This is a genomic window from Micromonospora sp. ALFpr18c (genome assembly GCF_008868155.1).
Classification (GTDB): Bacteria; Actinomycetota; Actinomycetes; order Mycobacteriales; family Micromonosporaceae; genus Micromonospora.
On sequence record NZ_WBKR01000194.1, the window covers coordinates 1 to 11,724 of the forward strand.

Below are 11,724 nucleotides of genomic sequence, written 5' to 3' on the forward strand. Positions count from 1 at the left end.
ATCGGGAAGGGGAGCCTTGGAGTCGCCGCATCGCGCCGCGGCTGGTCACTGGAGGTTCTGATGCGTGCCATGCTCTGGGTCGTCGGCGTTGTCGCCGGCGTGCTTATCCTGCTCGGGCTGCTCCTCGAAGCGGTCCGTTGGCTCATCATCATCGGGTTGATCGCGCTGGTCGTGGTGATCGTGCTGGGCGTCGTCAAGGGACGGCAGGCGATGCACCACCAGACCCGGCGACGCTGAGGCGCGGGTCGGCTCAGAACCAGTCCGCGCGCATGTCGAGGGCGGTCCGGTCCCGGCTGTCCAACAGGTCGAACTGCGGGCCGGTGCGGGCCAGCTCGACTGTGAGGAAGTAGCGCGCCGCCTGCCGCTTGCCGGCGTGGAACGCGTCCCCGGTGTCCGCCGAGGGCAGCGCCAGCGCCTGCTCGAGCCACATCCACGCCACCACCACGTGTCCGACGGCCTCCAGGTAGACGCTGGCGTTGGCCAGCGCCAGCACCGGGTCACCGTCGGCCCAGAGCCGGCGGGTGACCGCGACCACGCGGTCCACCGCGTCGGTGATCCGGTCGGCCCACTCGTCGGCCTCACCGCCGACCCGCCGGGCCCGCTCGATCGTGTCCCGGATCGTCCCGGTCAGCAGGTCGAGACCTGCGCCGCCGCGCATGGTCATCTTGCGGCCCAGCAGGTCCAGCGCCTGGATGCCGTGGGTGCCCTCGTGGATCGGGTTGAGCCGGTTGTCCCGGTAGTGCTGTTCCACGTCGTGGTCGCGGGTGTAGCCGGCACCGCCGAGCACCTGGATCGCCAGGTCGTTGGCGACCAGGCACCACTGCGACGGCCAACTCTTGGTGATCGGGGTGAGCACCTCCAGCAGCAGGTGCGCCCGTTCACGGTCGGCGTCGGCCGGCGCGGTCTTCTCCTCGTCGAGCAGCCGCGCGCAGTAGAGCACCAGCGCCAGCGCCCCCTCCACGTAGCTCTTCTGGGCCAGCAGCATCCGCCGGACGTCGGGGTGGTCGATGATCGGCACCTGCGGTGCGGCGGGGTCCTTGGCGCCGATCGGCCGGCCCTGCGGCCGTTCCCGGGCGTACGCCAGGCTCTTGAGGTAGCCCGTGTAGCCGAGTGCGGTCGCGCCGGCCCCCACGCCGATCCGCGCCTCGTTCATCATGTGGAACATCTGGGCCAGCCCCTGGTGCGCGGCCCCGACGAGGTGGCCCACCGCCCCGGGGCGGCCGCCCGGGGTGTGCCCGCCGTCGCCGAAGGTGAGCAGGGTGTTGGTGGTGCCCCGGAAGCCCATCTTGTGGTTGAGCCCGGCCAGCACCACGTCGTTGCGCTCGCCGAGCGACCCGTCCGGGGCCAGTAGCACCTTCGGCACGATGAACAGCGAGATCCCCTTCACCCCGGGCGGGCCGCCGGGGATCCGCGCCAGCACCAGGTGGACGATGTTCTCGGCCAGCTCGTGGTCACCACCGGAGATCCACATCTTGGTGCCGAAGAGCCGGTACGTGCCGTCGTCCTGCGGCTCGGCGCGAGTGGTGATGTCGGCCAGCGAGCTGCCCGCATGCGGCTCGGACAGGCACATGGTGCCGAAGAACCGACCGTCCAGCATGGGCCGGACGTACGCGTCGACCTGTGCGGCGCTGCCGTACGTGAGCAGCAGGTTGGCGTTGCCGAGGGTGAGCATCGGGTACGCGGAGGTGGCCACGTTGGCGGCCTGGAACCAGGCGAAGCAGGCTGCCGCGACGGCGTGGGGCAGTTGCAGGCCGCCGACCGACTCGTCCAGCCCGGCCGTGAGCAGGCCGGTGCCGGCGAAGCTGTCCAGCGCCTCGCGGATCTGGGGGATCAGCCGCACCCGCTGCCCGTCGAAGGTGGGTTCGGTGAGGTCGGCGGCCCGGTTGTGCGGGGCGAACTGTTCGGTGGCCACCCGCTCGGCGAGGTCCAGCGCGTCGTCGAAGGTCTCCCGGGAGTGCTCGGCGTAGCGGGGACGCTCGACGAGGTCAGACACCCGCAGCCAGTCGTACAGCAGGAAGTTCAGGTCGCGGCGGGAGAGCAGGTTGGACGGCACGGTACTCCTCAGCGGGCACGGGGTGTGTCGGTTCCGGGCGGCGGCCCGCGTCGCCACGGCCCATCCTGACGGATCTCTCGGGCGCACACCACCGCCCGCGGAGGCGGTGACGTGTCGTACCGGCCCGCTAGGGTCCCTGGCCGTGACCGCACCCGGAGACGTCGACCCCGAGGTCCTCGACCGGCTGCGCCCGGTCTGCCTCGGGCTGCCGGAGACCTACGAGGAGCCAGCCTGGGTGGGCACCCGCTGGCGGATCCGCAAGCGGACCTTCGCCCACGTGCTCACCGTCGACCCCGCCCGCCAGCCGGCGCACGCGCGCGCCGCCGCGCTGGACCGGCCGTCCTGTCTGCTGATCTTCCGGTCGCCGCCCGACGAGATCGCCGGTCTCCTGGGTTGCGGGTACCCCTTCTACAAGCCGGAGTGGGGTCCGAACGTGATGGGCATGGTCCTGGACGACGACACCGACTGGGGCGAGGTCGGCGAGCTGCTCACCGAGAGCTACTGCGTCCTGGCGCCGAAGCGGCTCGCCACCCTGGTCGACCGACTCGACTGAGCGCTGACGGTGCCCGTCGGCCGGCGTTCGCGGTGTCCGGCCCGGGGATACCGCGCGGGCGGCGGCCGGGCCGACCGGCGCCGGCGGCGGCGACGTGAGGAGCGGGCCCGTGTCCATGCATCCCACCGAGGAGGATCCTCGGTTGACGCCGGCGCTCACCGAGGACCGGGTGTGCACGGGTGTGACCACGCTGCGGGGGCGCGTCTTCCTGAGCTACCCGTCGGCGGAGGGGCCGGGTGTGCAGGTGGTGGAGGCCCTGCCCGACGGTGGCCGGATCCCGTACCCGGACGCGACGTGGAATCGGGCGGACCAGTCGCCGGACGCGGCGTTCGTGCACGTCAACGGGCTACGGGCCGGCCCGGACGGCCGACTGTGGATCATCGACTCGGGGGCGCCGCAGATCGGCGGCCAGCAGGTTGCCGGCGGCGCGCGGCTGATCGTGGTCGACGTGGACGGCGACCGGGTGGACCGCGTCTACCGCCTCGATGCGGCGGTACGTCCGAGCAGCTACGTCGGCGACGTCCGGTTTCACGGCGACACCGCGTACCCGACGGGCGGTGGCTGTACTACCAACCGGCGTCCGGCGGCATGTCCCGGATCGGCACGCGCTGGTTGGACGACCCGACGGTGCCCGCCGACGAGCTGGCCCGCCAGGTGCAGCCGTGGTGCGAGACGCCCAGCACCGGCGGCACGGCGATCGACGCCACCGGCACCGTCTATCTCAGCGATGTGGAACGCCGACGAGTCCTCGCCGTGGCACCGGACCGCAGTGTGTGGACGGTCGTCGCCGACCCTCGCCTGGCGTGGGTGGAAGCTATGTGGCTCGACGCCGACGTACAGCTCTGGATGCCGGCGGCACAACTGCACCTCACCGCGGGGCTCAACGGCGGGCGGTCGGCGGTCGACTATCCGATCCGGGTCTACCGGATGCCGGTGGAAGCTGGCCCACCTCCGGTGGACCATTCCTGAGCGTACGGTCCGGGCGTGCACCCCAGGGGTGCCGAATCTCGGTGGAGCGGTCGGGCCCGATCGGTGACCATCGGGGTGTGTCCGTACCCGTCCGTCAGATCCGTGCGCGCCACTCGGCCGACACGATCACCGTGTACCAGGCGTACCCCCCGGAGGTCGCGCTGCCGGCGGTCGCCGCCGGCCGATTCGTGGCGCCCTTCAAGCGGGACCGGATGACCTGGATCAAGCCGTCCTTCCGGTGGATGATGTACCGCTGTGGCTGGGCCACGAAGCCCGGCCAGGAACGCGTGCTGTCCATCGACATCACGCGGGAGGGCTTCGAGTGGGCGCTGGCGCGAGCCTGCCTGAGTCACTACGACCGGGAGGTGCACGGCGACCGGGCGACCTGGTCGCGGCAGCTGAGGAGCAGCCCGGTGCGGGTGCAGTGGGATCCGGAACGGACACTGCACCCGCGTGCCCTGCCGTACCGGTCGTTGCAGGTCGGGTTGTCCGGCGAGGCTGTCGCGCGCTACGTCGACGACTGGGTCGTCGCCGTCACCGACATCACCCCGACCGTGCACCGCGTCCGCGATCTTCTGCGCGCCAGTGAGGAGCGGGCGGCCCGGGACCTGCTGCCGGTCGAGCATCCCTATCCCCTGCCGGCGCAGGTCGCTGCCCGCCTCGACGTGACGAGCGACGGGTAGGCGTCGTCGGTACCCTGTCCCGCATGCATCGAAGCCGCGTGTACGCGTTGCTGATCGACGCTCCCGAGGCGGAGGCCGCCCGCTCGGCGGAGTTCTGGTCGGCGGCCCTGGGCGTGCCCACCCGCACCCATCCCAGCGAACCGCAGTTCGTCGGCCTGCACGAGGCGCTGCCGGGGCTGGTCACGGCGGTCCAGGCGGTCGACGACGTCGCGCGCTATCACCTCGACATCGAGACCGACGACGTGGCGGCCGAGACCGCGCGGCTGATCGGCCTGGGCGCCACCGAGGTGACGCGGTGGCTGGAGTGCCGGATCCTGCGGGCACCCGGTGGCCACCTGCTGTGCGTGCTGCCGGTGGAGAGCCCACCGGAGGTCTTCGCGGCGCAGGCCCGCACCTGGCCGTGAGCCGCCGGGGTTGTCACCGGTCGACGCTAGGGTCACGGCATGGCCGAATTCGTGTTGGTGGCGGGGGCGTGGTTGGGGTCGTGGGCATGGGACGAGGTGGTGCCGTCGCTGCGCGCGGCGGGCCACGGTGCCCATCCGCTGACCCTTTCCGGCCTGGCCGAGAGGCGGGACGCGCCCGCCGGGCAGCAGACCCACGTGCAGGACATCGTCGGTGAGATCGAGCGACGGGGTCTGCGCGATGTGGTGCTGGTCGGGCACAGCTACTCGGGCATCCCGGTGGGTCAGGCCGCCGAGCGGATCGGCGACCGGCTGGCCCGGGTGGTCTTCGTCGACTCGGAGGTGCCGGTCGACGGCGGGTCGTTCGCGTCCGGCTGGTGGCAGGGCCGGGAGGTGTTCGAGGCGCTGCTCGCCGACAACGGCGGCTACTGGCCGCCGGCGGGCCCGGCCGATTTCGACGGCCAGGGGCTCACCGACGGGCAGGTCGCCCGATTCATTGAGGGTGCCACCCCGCACCCGGGAGCGACGCTGACCGAGCCGGCGGTGCTCGATCGTCCGCTGGGCGGGTTGCCGGCGACGTATATCAAGTGCCTGCTCGACGGCCCGGAGCCCAACGACACCGTGGCCGAGCTGTTGACCAGCGAGCACTGGCGGCTGGTCACCATGGCCACCGGCCACTGGCCGATGTTCTCCCAGCCCACCGAGCTGGCCGAGCTGCTGGTGGCGCAGGCCAGCTGACCGCGGCGGCCGGTGTGGTCAGGTCGCCGGGTCGTCGAGGGTCCTGATGTGGCGTACCGGTGACGCGAGCAGCCAGAGCACGGCGACGGTGCCGCCCAGCCCGGCGACGGCCAGGGTCGGTCGCAGCCCGATGGTGGTGCCCAGCGCGCCGCCGAGCAGCGCGCCCAGCGGCCGGATGCCGTAGTTGACGGCGCTGTACGCACCGGCCCGACGGCCTCGCGCGTCGTCGGGCGTGACGGCGGCGATCAGGGCGTTGAGGTTGACGTCCATCAGCATCACCCCGACGCTGGAGACCAGCTCGATGGCCGCCAGCATGGCCACCTTCGCCCAGGTGGGGCCGGTGATCAGGGCGGTCAGCGCCAGCGGCGCGGGAAACAGCACCACACCGATCATCGCGGTGCGGCCGAGCCCGATGGCGCGCGAGATCCGTGGGGCGAGCGCGGCGCCGGCCAGCCCGCCGAGCGCGCCGACACCGAAGGCGACGCCGATGGCGCCGGGCGACAGGTGCAGGTCGTTGCTGGCGTACAGCACGAGCAGCGCGGCGGTGATGAAGGTGAAGAAGTTGACCGTGCTGGTGCAGCCGAGCGCGGCGCGCAGCACCGGGTGGCGCAGCACCAGCACGAGCCCTTCACGGACCAGGCGGAGTGTGGACGGCTGGCTCGGCGGTGGAGGCGGCTCGGTGACCGGGATGCGACCGAGCAGCAGTGCGGAGCCGAGGAAGGAGACCGCGTCGGCGACGATCGCGACCGGCGCGCTGAGCGCCTGGACCAGCCCACCGCCGACCGCCGGGCCGGCGATGAAGGACAGTGACCGGCTCATGCTCAGCTTGCTGTTCGCGTCCACGTACGACGATCGCGGCACCAGGGCGACGAAGAACGCCTGGTGCGCCATGGCGAACAGCACCGCTCCGATGCCGGTGAGCAGCGCCACCAGGTAGAGCTGGGTGAGGGTGACCGCACCGAACAGGTAGGCCACCGGCAGGCTGAGCAGCACCCCCGCGCGGATCAGGTCCGCGATGATCAGGAGTCGGCGCTTGTGGGTGCGCTGGTCCACCCACGCGCCGAGGAACAGGCCCAGCAGGTTGGGCAGCCAGATCAGCGCGGTGAGGACGCTGACCTGCGCGGGTGTCGCGGCGAGCAGGGTGACGGCGATCAGCGGCAGGGCCAGTTCGCTGATCCGGTCACCGAACTGGGAGATCGTCTCGCCGATCCAGAAGGTGCGGAACCGCCGGTCGCGGTGCAGGGCCGGTGGGGGCGCGGTGTCGACGGTGGTCATGACGCGGGCCGGTCGTCGCCGGGATCGGGCAGCAGGTAGCGCAGCATCCGCACGAGTTGGGCACCGGCCGGTGGCGTGTCGTCGTCCTTGCGTAGCACGTACGGGGCGAGCAGCTCCTCGATCGCGGTCTCCAGGTGCCGCAGCTCGTCGGGGGTGGCGAGGAACTGCGTGTCGGCCAGTCCGGCCAGCCCGCGCCACTCGTCGTTCAGCCGGGGTTCGTCGTGCAGCATCCACTGTTGTGGTGTCTCGGCGTACCGGGCGAACATCTCGCCGCGCAGCTGCCGGCCGGCGGCCTGCCCCTCGGCGTCGTCGGGCGGCGTGAAGCGGAAACCGCGGGAGGCCGCCCGCCACCAGCGTTCCCGCTTGTTGGCGGTGCCCTGGGCGTCGAGGACCAGGCCGAACGTGGCGAGGTGCCGCAGGTGCCAGCTGACCACCGACGGTGTGGCGCCGACGTGCGGCGAGAGCCCGGTGGCGGTGGCCGGGCCGTGCCGCTGGAGCCGGTCGAGGATGGCCAGCCGGACCGGATGGGCCAGTGCGCGCAGGGCCTGCGGCTCGGTGATCTCGAAATCCCCGTACGGATTCTTGAGAGACATGTTTCGAAAGTAGTCTCTCAGATCAGTCGGGGCAACCCCGGCACCGTCGTCAGCTCACCCCCAGTCGAGCCAGCGGCTCGACCAGCTCGCGCTCCTCGTAGCTCAGGTGCGACAGCAGGGTGTCGGTCAGCAGGTTCACCGCGGCGCGCAGCGCGGCCAGACCGTCCGGCGCTCCGACGTACGCGACCAGTGCCTGATCGACCCCCTCCAGCACGTCGTGGATGACGTGGTGCTCCTGCTCCAGCCGGTCGATGACCGGACGCAACCGCGGGTCGGCCTGCCGCAGCCGCGGAAAGAGCGCCTGGTCCTCGATCGTGTGGTGGGTGGTGACGATGCGGCAGTACGACTCGCAGTAGCACCGAGCGTCCACCGGTTCTGCCGCATGGTCATCGTGTTGATGTGGGAGCGGGCGGCACCGGCGTCGATCTCACCGGCGGCGACCTGCTCGATGAGGTCGTGGATCTGGGCCAACTCGCCGCGCAGGCCGTCGTGCACCTGTACCAGGTGCTGACCGTTGGCCTGCTCGTGCGCGGTGTAGGTGCGCGTCGGATCGGGCGCCGGCCCGGTCGGGCGGGCCGACTCGTCCCAGACCTGGCGGTCGCTGAGCCGCCGGCCGTCGTCGGGCGTCGGCACCACCGCGAAGGCCCCCGCGGTCACCCTCGCGCGGGCCGGCCGCGCGGGAGGCGCGACGACCGCCGCCGGCTGCGTCGCCGCGACAGGTTCGGCGGGGGTACGCGCCAAAGCGCCGCCACGATCGCGTTCGGCCGCCACCAGTTCGCGCACGGCGGGGGCCACCTCGCCGGCGAACCGGCGCAGGGCGTCGGGGTCGTCGCTGGCGAGGATGAACGTGCCGACGCCGTCGCCCAGCGCCAGCTCGGTCAGCTCCCGCACCCACTGCTCGGCCGGCCCGTCGAGCGGGCCGCGGCCGACGGTCGAGAACGTGCCGGAGATGTTGAGCAGCCGGCGGACGTCCCGGGGCGAGCGACCCGCCTCCCGCGCTGCCTCGTCGATGATCGCGTTGCCCTTGGCCAGGTCACCGGGCTGGAGGTAGCCCAGCGAGGGCAGCCAGCCGTCGGCCCGACGTCCGGTGAGCTGGAGCATGCACGGCTTGTACGCGCCCAGCCAGATCGGCACCGCGTGGGCGGGGGCGGGACCGCGCTTGGCGCCGACGACCCGGTGGAACTCGCCGTCGACACGAACGCCACCGCGCGCCTCGGCGTCCCACATCTGCCGGATGACCTCGATGGCCTCCTCCAGCGCCCGTACACCCTCACCCGGGGTCAGCCGTCGACCGCCCATCGCCTCGATGGCGTCCCAGAACGCCCCCGCGCCGAGACCCAACGCGACCCGACCGCCGGTGAGCAGGTCGAGGCTGGCGATGCTGCGGGCGAGCACCGCCGGCGGGCGCAGCGGCAGGTTCGTGACGTTCGCGGACACGTGCACCCGACTGGTTCGCGCCGCGACGAAGCTCAGCAGCGTCCAGGTGTCCAGGAACCGCGGCTGGTACGGGTGATCCTGGAAGGTCACCAGGTCCAGGCCGGCCTGCTCGGCCAGGACGGCGAGGCCGACGGTGCGGTCCGGATCATCCGTGCCGGGTGTGGTGAACGAGCCGAAGACCAGGTCGTGGCCGTAGTCGCTCATCTGCGAGCCTCCCGTTCCGGGTAACGCGTCATAACCTCAACCTTATGTCATACAGAACATCTGCTTCCAACAAGGTATGCCGAACTGCGGTATTGTCGGGGTATGACGGGTACCACTGACCGGCGGGACCGGCCCGATCCGCTCGACGACGACCTGGGCTGGATGCTCGGGATCGTCTTCCGGGGCTACGTCCGGGCGGCCGAGCACGCCCTGGCCGACTTTCCCAGCGGCCCGCGCGGCTACCAGGTGCTCACCGCCGCGGTCAACGGACCGGCCCGCAACCAGGGTGCGATCGCCGAGGAACTCGGCATCGACCGTACGGTGCTCACCTACCTGATCGACGACCTGGAGCGTCCCGGGTTCGTCGCCCGTCGCGCGGACCCGGCCGACCGGCGCAGCCGGCTGGTCGACGTCACCGACGCCGGGCGGGCGGCCTGGGAGCAGCGGCAGCGGGCGCTGCGGGAGGTCGAGTCGCACCTGCTGGGGGCGCTCACCCCAGCCGAGTCGGCGACGCTGCGGGCCCTGCTGCAACGGGTCGCCTGTTCGGCCCAGGCGATCGACCCGCTACGCGACCTCTGCCAGGTGGTGGAGCAGGTGCAGCCCGAGCCGGCCGCGACCGGGGCCGGTGAGCGCAGGGCCGGACGCCGCCGCGGCACCACCTGAACCTCAGCGTCCGAGGGCGGCCGGCGGTCGGGACGGAGACGGCGGGGCCCGCCGGCGCCACCCGACCGTCGTACGGCGGGTGGCGCTGACGGGCCCCCTGGTGTGCCGGGTCAGCGAACGTGCACGAACACCGGGTTCGAGTAGAACCACAGGTCGTCCCACGGGCTCTCCAGCCCGTCGGCGAGCGGCTCGGCCTCGTCCGTGCTGGTGCCGCGCACCCGCGCGTACGTGTCGGCCTCGACGTCGCGCAGGGTGTGCCGGATGACGTAGTCCGCGCCCTGCCGACGCCAGTCGCGCGGACCGAACCGGGCCACCACCTTGGTGGTGGGGTTGGTGTCGGCGTCCAGGTTGGCGCTCGGCCCGGTGATCTGACCGACTATCAGGTCGACCCGGCGGACCTCGGGGCGGTCCCCGTTGGCGTTCACGCCGTCCAGCGGACGGAACCGGATCTCGATCTCGACATCGGTGCGGCTGCGGCGGCTGACCGTGATGGTCTCGCCCACCTCGGCCGTCCGCCCCTGCGACCTGGCGGTCACGTCGAGGCTACGGATCAGGTCACCGGTGGTCACCCAGATCCGGCCGTTGCGCAGGCCGTCCATGATGTCGCCGTAGTCCTGGCGGGCGTGCACGTAGGTCTTGCTGTACTCGCCCGGCCAGAAGTCCGAGCCACCGCGCGTCCAGTGCACGTGCGAGTCCGAGGTCGCGGTGATCCACCAGCGCCGGCCCTCACCGAGCAGCGAGTCCCAGAGCCCACCGACCCGGGCCGTCATCTGGTCGAAGCCACCGTAGGTGGGGTGGTTGCCGTACCCGCCGCGCTTGCCGCCGTTGAGCGGACCGGCCTGGTGCCCGGGCGCGCCCTCGAAGCCGATGTAGACGTCCGGGGCGGCGTTGTTGCCGTTGCGGAACTCGCGCGGGGTGTCCTGGCCGTATACGCCGAGACCGGGCGCCGAGCGGGACGCGTGGTGGGCGATGACCAGCGGCTTGTGCGGCATCCCCCGCGCGACCTTGAGGAACTCCACCATCTTGGCCTCGGTGTCACGGGCCGGGTCGGTCGGGAACGCGTCGTACTTGGCGAACCGGCTCTCCAGCTCGAAGAGCTGCTTCGCCTCGTCGTCGTGGCGCGGGATCATCAGCGTGTGGTGGTCCAGCGAGGGCGCGTCGAACTCCATGCCCCAGAACTGGAGCACCTCGGGGACCAGCTTGCGCGAGCGCAGCAGGTCCGGGTACGCCTGCTCGATGTTCACCTTCGAGTGGGTCGGTCCACCGTGGTCGGTGCACATGGCCCAGGTCAGGCCGAAGTTCTTGGCCATGATGGCGTTGGTGACGATCGGGTAGACCGCGTCCGCGCCCTTGTGGAAGACGATCGGGCTCTTCGTGGTGTCGAACTCGCCGCTGTACTCGGAGTGGACGTGGTGGTCGCCGGCACGCCACGTCCGGTTGCGGGAGCCGCCCCGGTCGTTCGCCTCGTCGGCCGGCCGGCGCTCCTCGTCGGCCCACGCCGCACCGGCGCCCACCAGCGGGCTGGCGGCGGCCAGCGTCGCGCCGACGCCCGCGTACTTGACCAGCTTGCGCCGGGACAGCTGCGCGTGCTCGGTCTCTTCGGACTGCTTGTCTCTCACGTGAGAGCCTCTCCTCGATCAAGCGGGTGCTCTTTCGATCAAGAAGCCTTGAAGAGGCCGATGAACAGCCGTTGTACGCGACGCGGGGCCACGATGAACACCCTGCTCCGGCCCCGGGTCAGGGCACCTGCCGGACGCCCTGGGCCGTACGGGCGGCCGACGGGTCATCACATCGATTTCCTTTTTGCCTGGTACCGACTGCGGCGCGTCGTGGTCAGATCCGGGCGCGCGGCAGCCAGCCCAGGAATCGGAGCCGCGTCCGGGGCAGGGGCAGCGTCGGCAGATCCTGGGCGGCGGCGACGAGGCAGGAGCCGAGATAGACGGCGAGGGCGGCCCGCGCGCCCCCGAACTCGGCGAGCAGTTGACTCTGCTTGGTCGCGCAGGGCCACTCCCGCCCACATCCGGTGCACGTCCAGCTTGGCGGGCTGGGCAGGTGTCCGGGCAGCGTCGTGCGCCGGTACCGGCCCACGACGCTGTTGTCCGCCCGCACCGCCGGGGCTCGGGGCCCGTGTTGCGATGCGTGGACAGGGACCGGG

General features: G+C 72.0%; 13 protein-coding genes and 2 pseudogenes. 7 read left to right on the plus strand and 8 right to left on the minus strand.

Going from position 1 to position 11,724, the window contains the following annotated elements; genetic code table 11:
* Positions 1-237: hypothetical protein (locus F8271_RS32610; protein ID WP_225854760.1), on the plus strand; the 237-nt coding region annotated here is incomplete at its 5' end.
* Between the two features lie 13 nt (positions 238-250).
* Here F8271_RS32610 and F8271_RS25775 read toward each other — a convergent pair.
* Positions 251-2,053, minus strand: coding sequence for an acyl-CoA dehydrogenase (locus F8271_RS25775; RefSeq protein ID WP_151492415.1), 1,803 nt, complete (start codon positions 2,051-2,053; stop codon positions 251-253).
* A 142-nt stretch (positions 2,054-2,195) separates the two neighbouring features.
* Between F8271_RS25775 and F8271_RS25780 the strand changes: the two genes are divergently transcribed.
* Positions 2,196-2,606 carry an MmcQ/YjbR family DNA-binding protein gene (locus tag F8271_RS25780; RefSeq protein ID WP_151492416.1) on the plus strand — a complete coding sequence of 137 codons (411 nt, stop codon included), beginning with the start codon at positions 2,196-2,198 and terminating at the stop codon, positions 2,604-2,606.
* A gap of 346 nt (positions 2,607-2,952) precedes the next feature.
* Here the strand turns inward: F8271_RS25780 and F8271_RS25785 are convergent, their stop codons facing one another.
* A complete protein-coding gene (locus tag F8271_RS25785) occupies positions 2,953-3,138 on the minus strand; it encodes a hypothetical protein (protein WP_151492417.1) in 186 nt (61 codons plus the stop codon).
* 56 nt (positions 3,139-3,194) lie between these two features.
* On the opposite strand from F8271_RS25785, the gene F8271_RS25790 reads away from it, so the two are divergent.
* From F8271_RS25790 to F8271_RS25805, 4 genes are all read left to right on the plus strand, one after another.
* Entirely contained in the window at positions 3,195-3,575 is a 381-nt protein-coding gene (locus F8271_RS25790) for a hypothetical protein (protein WP_151492418.1), read from the plus strand.
* A 77-nt stretch (positions 3,576-3,652) separates the two neighbouring features.
* Positions 3,653-4,258 carry a DUF4291 domain-containing protein gene (locus F8271_RS25795; protein ID WP_151492419.1) on the plus strand — a complete coding sequence of 202 codons (606 nt, stop codon included), beginning with the start codon at positions 3,653-3,655 and terminating at the stop codon, positions 4,256-4,258.
* A gap of 23 nt (positions 4,259-4,281) precedes the next feature.
* Positions 4,282-4,662, plus strand: coding sequence for a VOC family protein (locus F8271_RS25800; protein WP_151492420.1), 381 nt, complete (start codon positions 4,282-4,284; stop codon positions 4,660-4,662).
* Between the two features lie 39 nt (positions 4,663-4,701).
* The gene (locus F8271_RS25805; RefSeq protein ID WP_151492421.1) at positions 4,702-5,397 is read left to right on the plus strand and encodes an alpha/beta fold hydrolase; all 696 of its coding nucleotides are present in this window, start codon (positions 4,702-4,704) and stop codon (positions 5,395-5,397) included.
* An 18-nt stretch (positions 5,398-5,415) separates the two neighbouring features.
* Here F8271_RS25805 and F8271_RS25810 read toward each other — a convergent pair whose 3' ends face one another.
* The 4 genes and pseudogenes from F8271_RS25810 to F8271_RS33400 all read right to left on the minus strand — a co-directional run.
* On the minus strand, positions 5,416-6,672 hold the full coding sequence (locus tag F8271_RS25810) for an MFS transporter (RefSeq protein ID WP_151492422.1): 1,257 nt from the start codon (positions 6,670-6,672) through the stop codon (positions 5,416-5,418).
* Entirely contained in the window at positions 6,669-7,265 is a 597-nt protein-coding gene (locus F8271_RS25815; RefSeq protein ID WP_151492423.1) for a helix-turn-helix transcriptional regulator, read from the minus strand. Before F8271_RS25815 ends, F8271_RS25810 begins: the two co-directional genes overlap by 4 nt.
* 139 nt (positions 7,266-7,404) lie before the next feature.
* A pseudogene (locus tag F8271_RS33395) lies at positions 7,405-7,635 on the minus strand (hemerythrin domain-containing protein); the annotation flags it as partial.
* 638 nt (positions 7,636-8,273) lie between these two features.
* A pseudogene (locus tag F8271_RS33400) lies at positions 8,274-8,906 on the minus strand (LLM class flavin-dependent oxidoreductase); the annotation flags it as partial.
* A gap of 102 nt (positions 8,907-9,008) precedes the next feature.
* Between F8271_RS33400 and F8271_RS25825 the strand changes: the two are divergent.
* Positions 9,009-9,569, plus strand: a complete 561-nt coding sequence (locus F8271_RS25825) for a MarR family winged helix-turn-helix transcriptional regulator (protein WP_151492424.1) — start codon at positions 9,009-9,011, stop codon at positions 9,567-9,569.
* A 110-nt stretch (positions 9,570-9,679) separates the two neighbouring features.
* On the opposite strand, the gene F8271_RS25830 is transcribed toward F8271_RS25825, so the two are convergent.
* The gene (locus F8271_RS25830) at positions 9,680-11,188 is read right to left on the minus strand and encodes a phosphoesterase (RefSeq protein WP_151492425.1); all 1,509 of its coding nucleotides are present in this window, start codon (positions 11,186-11,188) and stop codon (positions 9,680-9,682) included.
* 214 nt (positions 11,189-11,402) lie between these two features.
* Positions 11,403-11,724, minus strand: a 322-nt coding sequence (locus tag F8271_RS25835; RefSeq protein WP_225854759.1) for a hypothetical protein, incomplete at its 5' end; no start/stop codon positions are given.